The organism is Bacillus sp. OTU530 (assembly GCF_038440375.1).
The window spans coordinates 88595-107184 of the sequence record NZ_JASATP010000013.1; the positions used below are offsets into that span (position 1 = coordinate 88595).

Genomic DNA, 18590 nt, shown 5'->3' on the forward strand with positions numbered 1-18590 from the left:
GGCTGTTTTCACGTTTCTTAACTTATTCAATAATTTGCAATTGATCTCCTAAATCATTTTTCAGCTGTACTTCTAAATCTTTTAAAGCTTCCTCAGGCTTCTTCTTGCCCAGTTCTACAGCTTGAATCGCACTGAAAACAGCTTTTGAATATTTTGGGAAACCATTGCTATTTGGAAGGAACGTCGTATAATCAGACATGTATGCCACATTCCCTAATGTTATATCCGCCTTAAAGTCCGGATTTTCTTCGCCGCTCTTTGTTACAGGCAAGTGGGCTGTTTTTATAGCATGATCAGCCTGAAGTTCCGGATCAGCTACAAGCTCCAATAAACGCTTTACTAAATCTGGGTGCTTTGTATGTGCTGAAACTGTATAAACAAACGGATGAGAAAGAGTAAGTGGTTTTCCACCCTTCTCCGCTGCAGGGATAAGCATCATACCGAAGTGTTCGTTAACCCACTTAGCATCAACTTTTCCTAATTGATCATGGAAATTACCTTGGCTCCAGTTAAATACGTTCCAAATTCCTCCATAATAGAATAATGTTTGTCCATTCACAACCATTTTATGGATATTATCCCACTGAATTGAAGTTAAATTATCTGGGATTAATTGCTCTTGTGCAATTTCATAGTAGTAGTTCAATTGCTTTGCAACAGCCTTCTTATCGAATACAATCTTATTTGCAGAAGCATCGTATACTTTTCCTCCAAAATCATAAGCCAATGCTTGAAAATCCGGACCCTCTACCGGGCGGTGAACAATACCGAATTGCGCTGCTCCTTTAGACTTTGCCTCTTCAGCCAAATTTGTCATATCCTCAAGTGTAAATTCTCCCTGCTTAACTTTTTCTGGAAGACTATTAATCTGTTCATCGCTCCAGCCAAGTTTCTTTAAAATATCTTTATTGTAAAAAACAGGACGTGCTTCAGTATCTTGCAGGGCACCCCATATATGGTTTTTATACTCTGCTGCCTTCCAAAGAGTTGGGACTACATCTTTATATTCCTTTGATTTTTTCAAATCATCTAAAGAGAGAATATAATGTCCATCAGCTAACCACCCAATATTTTCATGTCCTGTCGCATAAATATCCGGCTCCTTTTTCGCTTGGAAGGCTAGCATAAATTGCTTTGCATAATCGTCCCAACTACCAGAAAAACTATTTGTTTCAACCTTAACTTCGATATTTTCCCCTTGATCTTGTAACTCTTTATTTAACTTTTCAGAAGCTGCTACTAGATTATCTACCCTAGTTATTTCCGCCCCAGCTGTTTGAGCTTTAATCGTAACAACTTCAGGCTCCTTTGCTTGACTTGCTGCGGACTCATTTCCATTTGTACATCCAGCTAAAATACCCATTCCCAGAACTACCGTGGACAATACACCTGCTGTAACCTTCTTCATTTTTCCACCTCTACCATTTTGTTTATATAGCTTAAGAAAATGTGGGAACGTTCCCAGATAAGAACCACCTATGTGGAGGCTTTAGTATTTCTACTAAAATCTAAATTTCGTTCCCTCTCTATCTGGTTATTAATATACATGCCCAATGTTTAGTATTTATTGTGAGAGTCTTAAGTTAATGTAAAAGGGTTTTTAACTCAACTTTACAATACAATCATTTGCACTGACTTCACTGAGTAATAACCCCCTATAATTACACCTGCTATAATAGGCTTAATAGGCTGCATAAACGATACACCAATAATCACGGTCTATCGTCCAGTCACTTTTCATAGTTCAGTCCTTTAGTAGATTCTCTAATGATAAGCTTTGGTTCATATTCCATATATAGAGGATTAATATCTTCTTTCCTGATTAAACCATCCAATAAAACAACCGCCTCTTCTCCCATCCTTACCTTGTCAACATGTACTGTTGTTAAAGGAGGATAAGACATCTTGGCATAATCGATATTATCAAATCCAACTACTGCTATATCGTTCGGGATTTTCCATCCCTTCCCTAGCAGAAACTGCATTGCACCTAAAGCCAGCATGTCATTTGTAGCAAAAATAGCCGTTAGTTTCTTGGCAGAAAAACGATCCCAATTGGCAGCTATACTCTTATAACCGTCATCAAATGCTGAAGTAGGAGAAAAATATACATCTTCCTCTGAAATTTCTCCTCCCAATTCAAGTATACGTTCACAAAAACCTTGAAGACGCAATTTATGACTGCGATGCTCCTGGGGACCCGCAATAACTCCAATTCTATGATGGCCCAATTGACTTAAATGATCCGCTACAAGTTGTCCTCCCTGATGGTCCTGATTCACTATTTGAATGATGTCATCCTTATCTGTTGTACCATTTACAATCAAATAAGGAACATTAAATTTATCAATATAACCAATCACTTCTTGATTAAGACGACTTATAAGAATAAGTCCATCCACTCTCTTTTCCAACATAAAATCAGCAGAATTTAGGGACATTTCCTTATCAGTCATTACAAAAACAGAATAATTAAGCTGCTCTGCTTTTTTGAGAATAGCATCCAATATTTTCCCGTAAAAAGGATGCGAAGCAATTGGATAATGTTGTCGGTAAATAATAACACCAAGATTATTGGTACGCTGTAAAACCATGGCCCTAGCTATACCATTTGGTTTATATTGCAGTTCTTGAATTGCATTTAATACCTTGTCCCTTGACTTTTGACTAGTGTAACCCTTCCCTGAAATCACACGTGAAACCGTGGACTTGGACACTCCCGCATGCAAAGCTATATCTTTAATATTCAGGCTCAATGAATTATCCTCACCTTTCGTAGATTAAATAGGACTGTAACATCTGTTTATCTAGTAGAATATAGCCTATATTCATTAGATATATGTTGATGTTTTATTAAGAAATTGTTAATACGGTTCTAGTACAAAAGTCTATGGAATTTACACCAAACAAAACCGGAACATACAATGAGCGCCAAAAGCAGCCGGAGTTGCATCTGTCACTTGAGCTGTTGTAACAAGTCCTGTTGATCTCCCTGACTCTTTCGCCAGTTCTAACACACTCTGAACTGGTTTTCCATTCACATCTACCCCAATTGCACCATTAGTAGTTTTTACAGCTGTAGCTTTGAATGTAACAAGGTCTACTGCACCACTTTCACTTTTATCCCATAAGCTTAAATGTTCAAATTGGAAAATCATATTAAACTTCCCTTTTTCCTCGCTAACCCAATCAGCAGCTTAATCAATTCTCACTCCATTTGCTTCACCGACAGTCATGATGTCTATTTCGAAAATGTTTCTTTCTTTAACTCAGAAAGAAGGTCGTTGATTCTCTCAACGTTCATCCTATAATCCCATGAAGGAACAACATATAATTGTTTTAGATTTGGCAAATTGGGGAATCCTGGTTCCTTCTTAATGTGATTAATCATATCAATTTGGCATCCATCAATTCCTTTGTCCAACCACCAGTTAATCGTTTTGTAAACAGCTTCCCTAGCTTCTTTATTTTCCTAGTTTATATCCCCCTTAAAATCGAAAAGCCTATAATGTGTATAAAAACCCGCTTTTAAAAGGGGGATTTTTTAAAAATAATGTTTATCAGTTATATTCAACAGATTAATGAGAACTACAGTAAAAAACCCACAGTATATACTGTGAGTTTACGGCTGCTTTTTCGGATGGCGAGAAGAATCCGCTTTAATCGTGCCTGTTTCTGTATTTGTTGTGCCTTGACCTTCCACATGAGCAGAATTCAGCTTTGATTTGGATGGATCAGCTTTTTTGTTTCCCATCTCATTCACCTCCGTTCTTACCTTTCCCCCACCTATTCTCTTTATACATGCACAAACAGCAGAAAGATAACTTCATCAAGACTTCTTTTTTCTGATAAAACAGAACATAAAACAAAGCAGCTTTACAAAAGCTATATTTGCATTTCATATAATAAGGAGATGTTGATGATGGTAAAAAAGAACTTTTCACAAAGTAAGATGTCTGACGGGCGCGATATTGAATTTTCACGTGAATTGGCCGATCAAGATGATTTAGAAGCATTGGAGCGTTCTAAGGCAGCAGACGAACGCATGAAGAGCAAGCCGCCAATGAAAAACAAGTAAAAACAAGAAGGCATGGCCTTCTTGTTTTTCTTTCTCTAACTGTGAGCTGCTTTAGTAATAAAATCCCGCGACAACAACCCCAAGAGCCGCTCCGACAATGACCTGATACGGCGTATGTCCAACTAGTTCGTTCAATTGTTTATAATTCTTTGCTTTCCCATGAAAAAAATCATTAAGAATTTTTGCCTGCTTACTGACGGCCAGCCGAACACCGGATGCATCATACATAACAATAATCGCAAAAATAAACGTCAGAGCAAACAAAGAACTATCAACCCCATGTTCAATACCAGTGGCTGTAGCTAAAGCTGTTACAGTAGCTGAATGGGAGCTCGGCATACCGCCCGAGGCAAAAAACTTTGCGAAGTTAACCTCTCTCGTTTTAATTAATACATGTATTACTTTTGCAAATTGAGCCAAAAACCACGCAAGTACTGCACAAACTAATGGCCCATTGGCAAGCAAGTGTTCCATGGAACGCCTCCTTCTCAACGAAAAACTTTTCCTCTTATGATAGTATTTGACAGAGAAAATAGCAAATGTTTCTTTCTAAACAAAAAACACCCTTTTCTTCCATTGTCTTGAAACGGAAGAAAAGGGTGTTTCATCAGCTTATAAATACCTTCCTTTACATGTTTAGGACATCTTGATCCGTTTTTACTTGCCAAGCCTCGGTTGTCTCTTAACCATGAATTTTGTTTTAGCAAATGAAAACGTAAGAAGTGCTGCCCAAATAAAACCAAATGCAACGGCATGCGCACTTGTGAAACGTTCCCCATATAAAAAAACTCCGATGCACAGGCTAATAGTTGGGGCAATATACTGCAAAAACCCAATCAAGGTGAGCGGAATTAATTTTGCTCCTTTGGCAAAATATAATAGCGGTACAGCTGTTGCCGCCCCTGCTCCTATTAATAAAAGAGTAACAGAAGGAGAGACCGTTCCAAATGCAATTTCCCCATTCATCTGCAGGCTAATTAAGTATAGAAGTGCAAATGGTGTAACAACGATCGTTTCAAACGTTAAACCAATTGATGCATCAAAGTTTATCAATTTCTTCACCAAGCCATACAAGCCAAAGCTAAACGCAAGCGTAAGCGCAATCCAAGGGAAGGCACCATACCGAAGTGTCATCATGGCAACACCAACCGCTGCGAGGCACACCGCAACAATCTGCCACACATTAAGCCGTTCCTTTAGCACGACCATCCCTAGCAAAATACTAACAAGCGGGTTAATGTAATATCCAAGGCTAGTCTCAATAATATGATTATGATTAACTGCCCAAATGTAAAGGAACCAATTGATGCTAATTAGTAAAGATGCAATAGTTAACATTATGAAAGATTTAGGCTGTTGCAGAAGCTTCTTACATTGCGTAATAAACTCTCCCCACTTCCCAGTAAACAGCAGAACAACCACCATAAAAATAAAAGACCAAAATACACGCTGCGCTAAAATCTCCTCAGCCGACACATCTTGTACAAGCTTCCAATATAACGGCAAAAGCCCCCATATAAAATATGCTCCACCAGCGTATAAAATACCTTCTGTCTGTTTTGTTATTTGTCTCCCCATTATGCTCCTCCGATTTTTCTTTGCTGACTCTCTTCATCTGTTATAGTAGGATACATCTCTTCCTAGCACTTCCTTCCATAAAGTACCCTCCCCCCACATAAAGGAAAAAGTGCCTTTAGTGGAGGGAGAACATGCGGAAGACTTCATGAATCAACTGGGCCAGAATCACCCGGGTTGTTTTGCTACGGGAGCAAAGGCATGCCGTGCCTATATTTTCTTATGCTTTAAGAAAATATAGGTTTCCAGCTAGAAGCCATTCGACGTAGTTGGAAATGTTAGGAATACAATATAAGTAGGGCTACGCCTCTGTCTCCGCCCAAGGGCAGGGCCCGCCAATCGGCGAGTTTTCTTTACAAGATAAAGTATAACTTTTCAGGGCGATGTCCGCTTTTCTTATTCAAACAGCTTTTTATATTCTCCATAGCCCTCTTTCTCGAGCTCTGCTTTCGGAATGAAACGGAGCGCTGCTGAATTGATGCAGTATCGTAAACCGCCTTGATCTCGCGGTCCATCGTTAAACACATGGCCTAAGTGAGAGTCTCCCTCTGCACTGCGCACTTCCGTACGAATCATTCCATGGCTAAGATCCCGTTTTTCCTGAATCCGTTCATTATGAAGCGGCTTTGTAAAGCTCGGCCAACCACAGCCGGAATCATATTTTTCTAACGAGCTAAACAGTGGCTCTCCTGACACAATATCCACGTACAGTCCTTCTTCCTTATGGCTCCAAAATTCATTTTGAAACGGTGGCTCTGTACCATTTTCCTGTGTAACCTTATATTGCATCGATGTCAGCTTCTGAATCACTTCCTGCTTTTTAGACTGCTCCACACATCATCCCTCCTAAGTATCATCGCATTCATTATAGCGAAATATATTGCGTAAGAAAAATGATGCGCCTTACATTTGCAATACAATGACTAGAAAAAGAAGGGCAAGAAGAGGCACTCCAACTACAAATGCCCGTTTGCGGGTTTTATGCCGAAATGTGTACATACCGATCCATATCCCAAATACTCCACCAGCTATCGCCGTCATAAATAAGCTTCGTTCGGGGATGCGCCGCAATCCTGCTCTTGCTCTTCTTTTATCAATTCCCATGAAAGAAAACGCCAAGATATTCACGGCGATTATATATAGCCACATCACACCAATCCCCTCCTTTGCGCATCTAACGACTATACCACAAAAAGAAGCATACAGGAATATCCTGTATGCTATCGGTTTTGTAGATATACTTCTATGTGATTAACAATTTCCTGCTCGTCATCCCCCTCTGTACGGATTTGATAGTGATCTCCATCTAGGGAGGTGGTGAACCCAGTAAAGCCTCGGCTATGCAAGAAGTCCCCTACATCACCTATGCTTTCCCCCTGCACAAGCAGTGTTTTCTTCCCGATATATCGTTCATTTACATATACATCATACGCATCATGGTTTAAGCCAAATTTAGTATCTATTGCACTTGGAATCACAACACTATTTAATAGACCTGTATTAAAGCTGCCGCCGAGATACATATTGTTATCATCATCTAACGCCATACAAAACACCCTCTTTCAGTTGTTCTATCTAAAAGGGTGGCAAAACAGACTTGCTTTTATGCAAGTTCCTCTTCTTCTTCTACTATCTCCTCCTGCACACCAAGCATATGAATCCATTTTTTATAGGAAGCGCTGTTTTCATCGACAAACTCTTTTGCATAGGAACGATTCCATAACTGCTCCGTAAAAATTGCTGCTTCTTTTCTCGCCATTGCTTCGGCGCCTGCCCCGTAATAAGCTTTAAAGTATTGTACAATCTCATCAAGCAATAATCGCAGCAGTTCATCTGATGTTTCCTCGAGCGTCCCATCCCGCTTTGCTTCGCTTCCGTACATCAACACAACATCGAGTATATTATGGATAAACTCCTTTTTCAGCCATCGTACATCCTGTGCTCCGATTAAAAACGGATGTGTGTACAAATGACCTCCCATTTGCAGCGCTTTTTCATGCTCTTGTTCAAAGCGGGTAATGATGTTTTCATATATAAACGGATTATGCAAAAGGGCCCGATGCAGCTTATAGCCTTCGTATGTTACATTTTTCCCCATCGACTGAATGAGAAAGCTGCGCCCAACTCCGTTATATTGATAGACAAATTGCTCCTCCACCCTTACGAGGCTAATCCAGCGATATATGAATGCATACAAATAAGCGCGATTACACTTTTCATAATCCATTTTCGTTTGGGTGGCGTTCAAATCCGGCATAAACGCTGGTAAATGCCAATACTTATCAAGATGCGGCGTTAAATTTGATTTCCGAATGTTCAGCTTGTTAATGCGGCGGTAATATGCCTGAAAATAGTCCCCCTTGCTATCTTCATACCCATTATGCGAATGCCCTGACGACAGCTTGGGGAAATCCTGAAGAGACAAGCCGTAATGAGCGCGGTAGCAAATGATTTCATATGGTGAAAATGCAGCATCGACTGTTTCCTTCTCTTGAAACACCTGCTGAAGCAGCTCATCGCTCACATCGCGCCTTACATTCGGATGGATGCCCCAATACTGCAGCTCACGATGATGCGGAACCTTCGGGATAAACGGACTCGCTAAATGTACAAGGTCGTCAATCTTTCTTTTTACATATTCCTCCCGATCCTCATTATAAAAGTCCGCTTCTTTCCGCAGCGCCTCAATAATGGTAAAATCCAATTTATCCCGATAACGCGTACGCAGCTCCTTCCGGCAATAGGAGAGAATATGGATGCGATAAAAGTCCTCAACCTTTTCCTTTATCTTCTCTTCTCCGTTCTCCTCTTGGCAATATGCGCGATATAGGCTTAAATAAATTTCACTAGAAATTTCATGCGGCAGCAGTCCGTTATCTACACTCTGATAAATTTGCTTCCACACCTTCTCCTGCATATCCTGTTCAGCGAGTACGTACACATTCGTCGGATTTGTTTTTCCTTCAAACTCCTTTGAACGCTTCTGAATTTCTAAGAGCAAGCTTTCCCTCGTCTCATATAAATTATCAAAAAAGCGTTCCCAATGCTTAATCATCTTATCAATCGCCTGATATAACGATTGATAGACAAGCTCAAGCAGCATTTCCTTTCGGTACTCGTTCAGCTTGTGTACATATTGCGTAATAATGTCCTGAAACTCCTTACGAAAGGCTCTCTGCTCATTATAAAACAACTTACCAAACCACCCTTGCTGCTCTGCCAGCTCAATGCGCCGCACTGCAGTCACAGTCCCATCAATATTTCCAACATTAAATTTTTTATCATAGTTTTGAATCATTGTCCGCTTTTGTTCGTTATTTTCCTGCAGACGTCTCATCCGCTCTGAGAGCAGCTTGCGAATTTCATACAGCATAAACCGCGCAGCTACCGGATGGACAGGAGACGGACGTTTCAAAAACCATGTATTCAGCTGATAGGACTGCCCCTCGGACCCGACTGGAGAAAACTGATCAGACTCCATCATATCGTACACAAGTGTTGTAACATGATCATGCACACGACTCGGAATGCTGTACGCGTATAGCCGTACCGCATGATCCAGACGGGCAACCTCCCCCTTTATCTGATCCTGTATCTTTAGCTTTGCTGTCGAAATTTTACATTCCCGCTGGAGACGATTTAGCTCCTCATCTTTTTGGATTGTACGCTGAATATAGCTCTCAACTGCTTCTAAAAACTGTTTTGTTTTTGAGAGGCCGCTTTTGCCTGCTTCTGCCCCTTCACGTGTTTCCTGGTAAATGCTCCGATAAAACGGATGGGCACGTTCCGGCCGATTTGCTAAATGCTCTAAATCCTCTAAAAAGCTTTTGCCGCGCTCCGGCTTCTCGCGCTGAATGCCGCGGCGCACATCCTGCTCATAGCGCAGCTTCTTTTCCTCATACAGCTTATCAAGATGAAGCCATGACTCATCGAGCCCCTGCACCGCCCATTTTAACGCGCTATATTCGAGCACATGCTCATACGGATAAATGATCCTTGCCGCCCCGGCCCCGCAATAGCGCGCCTTTCCGTTCGAATCGGCGAGCTGCTGAATTTGGTTATCCTCTTGCGCAAAATGGTTAGAGGAAAGAGGGCTAAACAGCTGCAAGTAAATCGTATTTGTCATTTGCTCCATATAATCTGAGAGACTTTGTAAATGATGACCATGCAAATTTTCATAGTCGTATAAGAAGCAATAATTATATGGCAAATGCTTTTGCGTAATAATATGATTGGTGCGCCCCTCTTCATCTACTTGATCAGGACGATATTCCAATTCAATTGTCACGCCGCCGCGCTGGGATAATTCCCCTGTTGAGCCAAGCGTAATAGCATGAAGCTCTTTTAACGATGCATAGCCATTCGCCTGCACAGATTCATATTCCTTGGCACTAATTGTTCTCGTTTTCACTAAAGCATCCGGCATCAAAAAAGCACCACGGATGAGAATATTATTATGATGCAGCTTTTTCCGAAGCATTTCCCGTAAATATAAAGCAATTTGTAAAAACATGCCTGATCCGGTCCCACCAGCAAGTGAAGTAATAATAATAACTCGGACCCCATACTCTGTCGTGTCAGTCGTTACTGGAAAAATTTTTTCGATTTCCTGCCAAAAGCTCGTTAGCTTATCGTCCTTCATTGCTGCCCGCAGCGCAAGCCGGGAAATGACGCGAAGCTGCCCTGCCCCGTCTGTAAGCGGTTTGTCTAAAATCGTCGGGTCATGTGGAAACCAATCGGTAATAGTTTGATCCTCCGCAATGTACTCTCTTGGTGTTTTACTCGAACTTGTTTGCGTCACGAATTTTCGAATATGCTGGAACTTGCTTACAGTATGGATATCCGTATCAAACACGTGCATCGCCACGCGTTTCTTTGCATCGCTTGGAATTTTTTCATATACATTATGAGTGATGGTGCTGCCGATGCCGCCGAGGCCGATGAGAATTGTAGGAACCTGCATGTTCATGCTTACCACACCCCTTTTAGTCACATTCATAGCGGTATACTTCCTTACCGTATCCCTTATCGATCACAACCGTTTCATTTGGGTACAAGGTTTTATGCTCTTTGCCGATCTCCCCCTCCTCTAAAAATGAACCATCAATCATCATGCCTTCCACCTGTGACTCCTTCGCAATCCAAACAGCCTTTGTACCTTTTTTGGCAATGAAGATAATAGATTGGACAGTTCGCCGCTCACTGCGATACGGAATCCCTAGATAGTGACGCCACCAAGGATTGCGAAGAAGCTGCGGCTCCGCCTCGTGAATCCAATCCTCAGAGATTGACTGGTCCAACTCATAATAGATTAATCCCTTCCTTTGAAAGCGCGGCCGTACCACCCATCCTACCAAAATGATAAACACAACAAGAGCTGCTGCACCGACTGGAATAATAAAACGAAAAATAACAGCATACCTCTCAAAAAAGGAAACATCCTCGATTCTGAGCGTAACCTTTTGTTTTACCTCCTCGAATGCTGGATCCCGTAACGAAATCGTTGCCTCTACTAAACCCGTATCTGTAAAATTTAACGTGTCAGAGATATACGGACGCGGATATAAATAAAGCTGATTTCCATGCTGCTTCCATTCGTAGTTTATATGTTTATTAAAAGTGACAGAGGCTGATTCTAAAAGTCTAGCTACCTCAGTATCTTTCATCTCTTTTCCATTCAACAGCGGTTGGATGATAATCGGTTTGCTTTCTGTTAAATGGTTCACTCTTTCGTTCCAATCATTTGTTAGAACAGCGATAGAAAGCTTTGGCTTCGGTACAGGGGTAATACGAAACTCTTTTGACTGCCGGTAAAATCCCTTTATATTCATATGGATACTGCCGCGCACTGGCGCCGCACTCAATTTTATTTCGTACTGAAAGGCTTTGCGCTTCTCATTCCACCTCATAGAAGCAGAATTGCCATTATACTCAATTGACGAAGAAAAATAGAGCGCATCTACAGGCAAATCGTTTGGTTTTGCCTCGATTACAACCGTACTGCCCGCATACAGCCCATCCTTTGCCTCAACCAGGCGATTCTCTTCTTTCTTATATACATGCATTGTATAATCAAGAGCAGGTTCAGCAAGAACCTTCCACCTCACTGATGAGGAAACATTTCCTTGAAACTGTAATTCATAATCGCCCGGCTTCATCACATCTCCGGTTTTCGGTACAACATGAATGATAGAACCGGTAATCATATTATTTTCGGGTGTCTCCGTTTGAAACGGACCGTCGATTCGAAGTGATGGTGTATTTGCTTCCTCAAGACGCGGCAGCTGTTCCTGCCCGTTCGTCTGCTGGACTATCGTGAGCCGTCTGAGCGGGAAGGGGGTCGATACCTTCAACTTTTCGCCGTCCCGCTTCACCTGAACATAATCCTCAGCGCCGGAAAATGGATCTCGATTCGCAATCAATGCTGCTGCTTGATCAACACTTTTAATAATTCCATCCTCTTCTCCTGCCGTAAGCACCATCCCATTCATTGTATCCTGCCAAATTTGCTGAAAGGCATCCATTTGCGCCTTCTCCTCAGCACTTAAATCCTGGTCCATTGTAATTAAAACGCTATGGACTGACGCGTTTTTTCCTTCCATCCACGCCGCAAAAGACCGCATTGTGTCAGTAATTCTTTTTTTATTTGCATCGTATTGCGCACTTTGGGGCGACTCCAATTCGTTGAAAGCACCATCCGTTAACACAATCAACCAAAATTCGCCATTTGCATCCGCTGCAACCTGTCGTTTTATGGAAGCTATCGCCGTTTCCACTGCTGTAAACGGTGTATTTTTATACTGATTCCATTGACGAATGCTGTCAATTTCCTCTTGCCTCTTCGCCTTTGAAAGATCCATCGTTATTTCCTGGGAAGGCCGACTCATCGGAATGAATGAAAAAGAATCCCTCTCATCTAACAATCCAATAAAGCTTTGCAGTGCATAACTCGCATACTTCCAACGATCTTTTCCGTTTCTCATGCTGCCCGAATCATCATATACAAGCGCAACCGCTCTTTTCTTTGGTCCCTCCTTCTCTGCTAATCCTTGGATGGGCAACAGAGAAAACAACAACAATAAGATGCATGTGGCTATCAGCTGTTTTTTCATGATGGCTCGCCACCTTTACCATAGGATAGTCCTATGTTTAAATCTATGATGTCCCAGTGGATATATGACTTATGTTTTGAGGAGTTTTCTTAGTAGATAGCGTTTGATACTATGCACTTATTTTTCGTATTTATTTGTCTTTATTTTAGGATATTTTCATAGAAGTTGGTGTTATTGTCCATAATTGAATTGACTAAAAAGAACGCATCCTGCATACTCCATGCATGTGAAATTGAGATAATTTTTTATTATTGGGAGTTAATATATCTAGGAGAATACTAAAGGCCCTTTGGTTAACCTAAAGGGCTTTTATGTTCTACTTTGAGAAAGTATAAATTTCTAGCTGGAAGCCAATTCGACGTGGCGAGAAATTTTAGGAATAAAGTATAAGGGCAACTACGCCTCTGTCTTCGCCCTGAGGCAGGGCTCGCCAATCGGCGAGTTTTCTTTAGTATAATGAGTGATAGCAGGAAATGATAATTCCTATTTTAGTTTTTTTGGGAATTCGGAAAGCTTACATATTAAACTCTATCATCAATATATATTAACTTAAAAATTATTATCAGAGGCTTATATACATTATCATGATTGCTATGAAACAATAAATCGTAAGACAGCCATTAAAACGACACCACTAACGACAGTAATTGACAAGCTTTTTGTTCGGATTGCAATCAAAAGAGTAGGGATGATCACGATAATAACTGGCCAGTTAATTTTTAAAGAATGGTCAGTTTGAATAATAAAATTCTCTACTACAAGAGCTGTAAGAATACAAACCGGTACGTAAGACAGCCACTTTAACACAGGTTGGGGTAAAGTCATATTCCGAACCACTAGAAATGGAACAATTAGAGACTCTTACAGATAATGAAGGACAGTATATTGTCTATCCTTTTTTTCCTTATGATCCAGAAAAAAAGTTTGAAATTTACATAGTGAGCCTTGAGCCAGGATGCATACATGACTCAAAAACACATTTAGGAGAAGAGTATATATTAATAAAAGAGGGGGAACTGACCGTTGATCTTGAAGGGGAGCAACATGAACTGGTTTCAGGAGATGGCCTGCAATTTACAGGAACAATCGCACATAAGTATATAAATTCCTCAAAAAAATTAGCAAGCTTTTTTCTACTGATGTACTACCCGGATCCAAAATGATAAACACTCAAAAATGCTATACTTTCGTACAATGCAAAAAAGCCCTCTGGTTAAACTGGTCTGAAGGGCTTTTGTATTTACATAATCTGATATATTCTAAATCGAACAAAGAGCCTGTGATATACACCAACATAGCCGCAAAACTAAATCGTTTCTAAGAAATCATGCTAAAATTTGCTTAGCCAGTAGATATTTTCGTTAAAATTCATACTGAGACTCCATAAATAAGCTTAGGAAAGTACATTTTCTATATAAACTATCAAGATATGGCTGTCACCTACTACACTAAATCTTGTAATTCATTTACATAACTCATTGATGATACATGCCTGTATTTTTCAGGAAATGATATATACGATAATTTTATTATGTAAACTTAAAATCATTCTGCTTAGACGTAATTGAAGAGCAAAAAAGAAAGGTGACCCCCATCAGGTCCCTTTCATAGACAAACCCATCCGTATTCATGCTTCTTATTGTTTCACGTATACCTCTACAACTGGATTTTGCTTATGATCAGCATGAAGACGAATATTCTCCTCTGGTGTGTTGTAAATCTCCGATAACAGCATAATGGTTAACACATTTGGAAGTGCGGCATCTGTGCCATACTTTCGCTCCAATGCATCTTTCAAATCAAAATCCAAATCCCCCTGAATATATGTGTATACTTCAAAGCCGTCTTCTAAATCGCAAACAATCCGGTCAACAATGTCAGCGCCAATCTGCTCCTTCATTTCGCTGCGCAGCGCATCGGTAAAATCGTTCCATGGAACTTCATATACTTGAAATACATCAGACCCATTCACTGTAAACTCCTCCTACCCTTTTTCTTCTAACGGTAGGTTTTCCTGTTTTCTAGAAGATATTCGTCTGAACAAAGAATCGCCACCCCTGAAAGATATGAGAAAACTTTCTTTTCTAGTTCGGCAGCTTCTTACTAGTGAAGTCGCACAGGCAAAGCTTGTACAAGTTCATATACTGTTACGAAAAGGGGGGATCCTCATGAATCCTAAGCAATGCTATAGCTTATGCTGCCAATACCACGGCAAGGTTGTCCGCATCCACGATATTAATGGTCAAGTCCATCTAGGGCGAGTTGTAGACGTCACTGACGAAAGTGTATGGCTTGAGCCAATGGACTCGCGCGCATTCGATCTCGGCTTCGGCTACAACGGCTATGACGATTTCGGCCGCGATTACGGCTATGACTATGAATGTGACTTCGGTGCAGGTGCTGTCATCGAATTTGCGTTTGGCTTTATTATCGGCATCGCTCTTGCTGCGTTATTTTTCTTCTAGGCAAAAGGGCAGGCTCAGTCTGCCCTCTTTATGGGAAATACGGACAGACTGACAAAAAAGAGCCGAAACAATGCAAAAGAACACTCTAAGGTTTACATAGAAATACACGATGCCCAAGCAGATGACCGTACGTTCTAATAATCGCTTCATGCTGAGCCCATACTGTGTATACACTCGGCTCGATTTGCGGCGATAAATCCCAGTCAGGCAGGTCTGCATACAAATGCATTTGCTGCTCTATAGTTCCGCCTCCCATTATTTCTGCATGCGAGAATCCCGCCTCCTGCAGCTGCCTCATCCATTCTTCCTCGGTTAAAATTTCTTTTGTGCCGTATAAGGAAGCAATATCCTCTTTCTCCTGCGTGGATAATGGTCGTTCTACAGTCATTTCCAGCAACACCGCAGTACCTTCAGGCTGAAGAACGCGGCGCAGCTCTCTAAGCGTTTTATTGATATTTGTAAAAGCAATGACTGATTCAGACATTACATGTGAAAAAGATTGGGATGCAAAAGGCATCTCCTCTACGCTTCCATGCACAAGCTTTACAGTAACACCTTCTTTATTCATACGCTTCTCAGCTTTTTGCAGCATTATAGGGTGGCTATCGATTCCTGTAACAGAGCAGCCGTATGTTTTGGCAATATACGCGGCTGTGCGTCCCGTTCCGCAGCCAGCATCTAATACACAAGCTGTAGAGTGAACGGGAATATGCTGCAATAAATACTTCGTTAACGCAAACCCGCCCGGATGAGCGCTTCCTACTCCAATTAAGGCAAGTAAGTCAATGTACGAGTACATATACAGTCTCCTCACTATGGTTTACTGCATATGTATTCCTAAAAAGAAAAAAATGTGAGAAAAAGCATTGCACTGCTGTGAAGACCAGATAAAGTGCAATATAAAAGGCAAAGAACAACCTATCTGTCCTCTGCCTTTTGTTTACTTTGCTTCTTCTTTCTCTAACACATAAGCCCATTTATAAGAATAGTCACCGCCAAAATTATGTTCTACAATCCCTTTTACATACGGGCGCTGTACGAAAGCTACACCTTTTTGATATAACGGAGAAATTGCTGCATCTTTAAATAATAATTTCTCCGCTTTCGCCAGTGCCTCCCAGCGCGCCTTTGTATCTGTTAGAAGCTCGCCCTTAGCTGCTGCTACAAGTTCATCGTATTTCGCATTCGAGTACCCCATTTGATTATGAGCTCCACCAGTTACGAACAAATCGATGAATGTCATTGGATCTGGATAATCCGGCCCCCAGCCAGAGAAGGAGAAATCATAGTCACCCTTTGTTTCCAAATCAAGCTTTTGCTTAAACGGCTGCGGCTTAATGTTTACCGTTAACCCCGGCAGATTCTTCTCCAGCTGCTCCTTCAAATACTCGCCGACCTTCTTGGAGCTGTCACTGTCATAGTTTAAAAACTCCAATGTAAGTTTGTCTGTACCAAGCTCCTTCTTTGCTTCTTCCCATAGCTTTTTCGCTTTTTTCACATTCGTTTTATTCATATTTCCATTTATGTTACGGAAATCGTTTCCCTTTTTATCTGTAACAAATTCAGCCGGAACCAAAAAGTAAGCTGCTGTTGAACCATTGTTTAGCAATACATTTGCTAATGCTTCTTTATCCTGTGCTAAGCTAATCGCTTGCCGAACCTTCAAGTTAGCCAAAGGCGTGTTTTCCCCAAGACGCTTTTGGTTGAACCGCAAGAAATACATAGACATATCCTTCGATGTGTGGAACTCATCGCTAGATGCATACTTGTCCACAAATTCAGCTGTTAAGCCTGTGCGGTCTACTTGACCAGACTCATACAAATTCACCATTGTTCCTTGTTCTTTGACGACACTAACATTAATTTGATCGAGCTTGACGGAGTCTTTATCCCAATAATTAACATTTTTCTTGTAAGTCCATCCTTGCTCTGTTTTCCAATCCGTTAGTACAAATGGCCCATTGTAAACAATTGTTTCAGCCTTTTTGCCAAATTGCTCCCCCTGCTGTTTGATAAATTTCTCGTTTTGTGGGTAAAACGTAGCAAAAGAAGTTAACTCCAGAAAATAAGGAATCGGATTTTCCAATTCCACCTCAAATGTATGCTCATCTACTGCCTTGACACCCAAGGAATCGACAGGTGCTTTTCCCTCATTAATTGCTTTTGCATTTTTTATATCAAACATAATATAGGCATATTCAGCAGCGGTCGCCGGATTCACCGCACGCTTCCAGGCAAACACAAAATCGTTTGCTGTTACAGGATCACCGTTAGACCATTTAGCATCTTTACGAAGCTTAAAGGTATACTTCTTTCCATCTTCACTCTTGGTATATGATTCAGCTACACCCGGTGTTGGCTTTTGATCCTTGTCGAGACGATATAGCCCTTCCATTACATTGTTCATTACAATAAAGGAAACTTGATCTGTCGCCTTTACAGTATCCATCGACGGAATATCAGACGCTTCTAACAGGTTCAACACTTGCTTTTTAGCTAGCTCTCCCTGCGTTTCCTGCTTATCTGCATTGTTTCCGCCACATGCAGCTAAAGCGAGGCTGGCTGCCAAAGTTAAAGCTATACTAGCTAATAACTTTTTCCCTTTCATATTTTGTGCCCTCCTATTCCTGTATAAAATATCCAATTTCTGTATATTCCAGTATGTCTCATCCATCCTTTTTCTATGTAAAAGAGAAAAGAACTTCTTTCCACAAGGAAGTTCTTTTCTCCATACTATTAGGAAATTTTAGGAATACATTGATATCATCCGTATGTATCGAATCATTCTGCAGCTAGTCCACAAAAAGGTCGCGTCCAAACATAAATTCCTGCGCCTTTTTTTGGATTAGGGCATCAGGAGGTGATAGTATCTTTTCAAAACCACACTGCTCTTTCCTATGATTTTCCGCTATTGTTTCTCCGTTATCCCTAACCCCTCGCCAATTCTCCATACGAGCTCCTCACGGCGTTTCTTGTCACTCCCGACTATATGAGACTGGTCACTAGGAGCTGGATCCGCCTGTTTATGAGCCGTTGCAGCGGGGTTGCTATGAAAAGCTGAACCAATATTAAGGGAAGAATTGCCGGCCATGTTATTGATTTTAATGGAATGAATATGAATCATACAGGACACGTCCATCACCCTCTCCTTTCCATCCTCCGATTCCATTGTATGTAGAAGGACTGTAAAACGTTAATGTCGCCTGCACCGAACCTTTGTAAAAAACAGATTGTTACGTGTATCTTATATATTAAACATACTATATTAATTAAGGTAAATATTGGATATACAGGGCGTCTGCTCCCCCTATCAAGAACTTATCGCATACTATTTACCAAGCTGGAGGATTGGCATGTAAC

The 18590-nt window shown here is 41.0% G+C and carries 17 protein-coding genes and 2 pseudogenes; 3 read left to right on the top strand and 16 right to left on the bottom strand.

Going from position 1 to position 18590, the window contains the following annotated elements:
* Window positions 1–22 precede the first annotated feature (22 nt).
* The 4 genes and pseudogenes from AAHB12_RS12045 to AAHB12_RS12065 form a co-directional block, all read right to left on the bottom strand.
* Window positions 23–1408, bottom strand: a complete 1386-nt coding sequence (locus AAHB12_RS12045; protein ID WP_129729573.1) for a sugar ABC transporter substrate-binding protein — start codon at window positions 1406–1408, stop codon at window positions 23–25.
* Window positions 1409–1730: 322 nt separating this feature from the next.
* Window positions 1731–2756, bottom strand: a complete 1026-nt coding sequence (locus AAHB12_RS12050) for a LacI family DNA-binding transcriptional regulator (protein WP_129729575.1) — start codon at window positions 2754–2756, stop codon at window positions 1731–1733.
* A 168-nt stretch (window positions 2757–2924) separates the two neighbouring features.
* A pseudogene (locus AAHB12_RS12060) lies at window positions 2925–3472 on the bottom strand (alpha-amylase family glycosyl hydrolase); the annotation flags it as partial.
* 150 nt (window positions 3473–3622) lie between these two features.
* On the bottom strand, window positions 3623–3754 hold the full coding sequence (locus AAHB12_RS12065; protein ID WP_129729577.1) for a YuzL family protein: 132 nt from the start codon (window positions 3752–3754) through the stop codon (window positions 3623–3625).
* 168 nt (window positions 3755–3922) lie between these two features.
* On the opposite strand from AAHB12_RS12065, the gene AAHB12_RS12070 reads away from it, so the two are divergent.
* A complete protein-coding gene (locus AAHB12_RS12070) occupies window positions 3923–4078 on the top strand; it encodes a YfhD family protein (RefSeq protein WP_129729668.1) in 156 nt (51 codons plus the stop codon).
* A gap of 51 nt (window positions 4079–4129) precedes the next feature.
* Here the strand turns inward: AAHB12_RS12070 and AAHB12_RS12075 are convergent, their stop codons facing one another.
* The 8 genes and pseudogenes from AAHB12_RS12075 to AAHB12_RS12110 form a co-directional block, all read right to left on the bottom strand.
* Window positions 4130–4552 carry a divergent PAP2 family protein gene (locus AAHB12_RS12075; protein ID WP_342045488.1) on the bottom strand — a complete coding sequence of 141 codons (423 nt, stop codon included), beginning with the start codon at window positions 4550–4552 and terminating at the stop codon, window positions 4130–4132.
* Between the two features lie 183 nt (window positions 4553–4735).
* Window positions 4736–5656, bottom strand: coding sequence for an EamA family transporter RarD (rarD, locus tag AAHB12_RS12080; RefSeq protein ID WP_342045489.1), 921 nt, complete (start codon window positions 5654–5656; stop codon window positions 4736–4738).
* Window positions 5657–6049: 393 nt separating this feature from the next.
* Complete coding sequence (gene msrB, locus AAHB12_RS12085) at window positions 6050–6487, bottom strand: peptide-methionine (R)-S-oxide reductase MsrB (protein ID WP_205650971.1); 438 nt, start codon at window positions 6485–6487, stop codon at window positions 6050–6052.
* A 69-nt stretch (window positions 6488–6556) separates the two neighbouring features.
* A complete protein-coding gene (locus AAHB12_RS12090) occupies window positions 6557–6802 on the bottom strand; it encodes a DUF1294 domain-containing protein (RefSeq protein WP_379949284.1) in 246 nt (81 codons plus the stop codon).
* A 71-nt stretch (window positions 6803–6873) separates the two neighbouring features.
* Window positions 6874–7200 carry a hypothetical protein gene (locus tag AAHB12_RS12095; RefSeq protein WP_342045490.1) on the bottom strand — a complete coding sequence of 109 codons (327 nt, stop codon included), beginning with the start codon at window positions 7198–7200 and terminating at the stop codon, window positions 6874–6876.
* Window positions 7201–7256: 56 nt separating this feature from the next.
* Window positions 7257–10622 carry a tubulin-like doman-containing protein gene (locus tag AAHB12_RS12100; protein WP_129729584.1) on the bottom strand — a complete coding sequence of 1122 codons (3366 nt, stop codon included), beginning with the start codon at window positions 10620–10622 and terminating at the stop codon, window positions 7257–7259.
* 16 nt (window positions 10623–10638) lie between these two features.
* Window positions 10639–12765 (bottom strand): vWA domain-containing protein, encoded by a 2127-nt coding sequence (locus AAHB12_RS12105; protein WP_342045491.1) that lies wholly within the window; start codon window positions 12763–12765, stop codon window positions 10639–10641.
* Window positions 12766–13356: 591 nt separating this feature from the next.
* Window positions 13357–13617: pseudogene (locus AAHB12_RS12110) on the bottom strand (AzlD domain-containing protein); the annotation flags it as partial.
* On the opposite strand from AAHB12_RS12110, the gene AAHB12_RS12115 reads away from it, so the two are divergent.
* Window positions 13608–13928 carry a cupin domain-containing protein gene (locus AAHB12_RS12115; RefSeq protein ID WP_342045492.1) on the top strand — a complete coding sequence of 107 codons (321 nt, stop codon included), beginning with the start codon at window positions 13608–13610 and terminating at the stop codon, window positions 13926–13928. The pseudogene AAHB12_RS12110 and the gene AAHB12_RS12115 sit on opposite strands and share 10 nt — an antisense overlap.
* A gap of 473 nt (window positions 13929–14401) precedes the next feature.
* Here the strand turns inward: AAHB12_RS12115 and AAHB12_RS12120 are convergent, their stop codons facing one another.
* Window positions 14402–14737: a hypothetical protein gene (locus AAHB12_RS12120; RefSeq protein ID WP_129729592.1), complete on the bottom strand. Its 336-nt coding sequence runs from the start codon at window positions 14735–14737 to the stop codon at window positions 14402–14404.
* A gap of 94 nt (window positions 14738–14831) precedes the next feature.
* Between AAHB12_RS12120 and AAHB12_RS12125 the strand changes: the two genes are divergently transcribed.
* Window positions 14832–15230, top strand: a complete 399-nt coding sequence (locus AAHB12_RS12125; protein WP_342045493.1) for a hypothetical protein — start codon at window positions 14832–14834, stop codon at window positions 15228–15230.
* A gap of 85 nt (window positions 15231–15315) precedes the next feature.
* On the opposite strand, the gene AAHB12_RS12130 is transcribed toward AAHB12_RS12125, so the two are convergent.
* The 3 genes from AAHB12_RS12130 to AAHB12_RS12140 all read right to left on the bottom strand — a co-directional run bounded on the left by AAHB12_RS12130 (window position 15316) and on the right by AAHB12_RS12140 (window position 18369).
* A complete protein-coding gene (locus AAHB12_RS12130; RefSeq protein WP_129729596.1) occupies window positions 15316–16029 on the bottom strand; it encodes a class I SAM-dependent methyltransferase in 714 nt (237 codons plus the stop codon).
* Between the two features lie 141 nt (window positions 16030–16170).
* Window positions 16171–17838 (bottom strand): peptide ABC transporter substrate-binding protein, encoded by a 1668-nt coding sequence (locus AAHB12_RS12135; protein ID WP_342045494.1) that lies wholly within the window; start codon window positions 17836–17838, stop codon window positions 16171–16173.
* Window positions 17839–18138: 300 nt separating this feature from the next.
* A complete protein-coding gene (locus AAHB12_RS12140) occupies window positions 18139–18369 on the bottom strand; it encodes a hypothetical protein (RefSeq protein WP_342045495.1) in 231 nt (76 codons plus the stop codon).
* Between the last annotated feature and the right edge of the window lie 221 nt (window positions 18370–18590).

Coding starts and splice junctions, on each gene's coding strand:
- AAHB12_RS12045 (WP_129729573.1), bottom strand. CDS start 1,408: ATGAAGAAGGTTACAGCAGGTGTATTGTCCACGGTAGTTCTGGGAATG.
- AAHB12_RS12065 (WP_129729577.1), bottom strand. CDS start 3,754: ATGGGAAACAAAAAAGCTGATCCATCCAAATCAAAGCTGAATTCTGCT.
- AAHB12_RS12070 (WP_129729668.1), top strand. CDS start 3,923: ATGGTAAAAAAGAACTTTTCACAAAGTAAGATGTCTGACGGGCGCGAT.
- AAHB12_RS12075 (WP_342045488.1), bottom strand. CDS start 4,552: ATGGAACACTTGCTTGCCAATGGGCCATTAGTTTGTGCAGTACTTGCG.
- rarD (WP_342045489.1), bottom strand. CDS start 5,656: ATGGGGAGACAAATAACAAAACAGACAGAAGGTATTTTATACGCTGGT.
- AAHB12_RS12090 (WP_379949284.1), bottom strand. CDS start 6,802: ATGTGGCTATATATAATCGCCGTGAATATCTTGGCGTTTTCTTTCATG.
- AAHB12_RS12095 (WP_342045490.1), bottom strand. CDS start 7,200: ATGGCGTTAGATGATGATAACAATATGTATCTCGGCGGCAGCTTTAAT.
- AAHB12_RS12100 (WP_129729584.1), bottom strand. CDS start 10,622: ATGAACATGCAGGTTCCTACAATTCTCATCGGCCTCGGCGGCATCGGC.
- AAHB12_RS12105 (WP_342045491.1), bottom strand. CDS start 12,765: ATGAAAAAACAGCTGATAGCCACATGCATCTTATTGTTGTTGTTTTCT.
- AAHB12_RS12115 (WP_342045492.1), top strand. CDS start 13,608: ATGGAACAATTAGAGACTCTTACAGATAATGAAGGACAGTATATTGTC.
- AAHB12_RS12125 (WP_342045493.1), top strand. CDS start 14,832: ATGAGAAAACTTTCTTTTCTAGTTCGGCAGCTTCTTACTAGTGAAGTC.
- AAHB12_RS12130 (WP_129729596.1), bottom strand. CDS start 16,029: ATGTACTCGTACATTGACTTACTTGCCTTAATTGGAGTAGGAAGCGCT.
- AAHB12_RS12135 (WP_342045494.1), bottom strand. CDS start 17,838: ATGAAAGGGAAAAAGTTATTAGCTAGTATAGCTTTAACTTTGGCAGCC.
- AAHB12_RS12140 (WP_342045495.1), bottom strand. CDS start 18,369: ATGGACGTGTCCTGTATGATTCATATTCATTCCATTAAAATCAATAAC.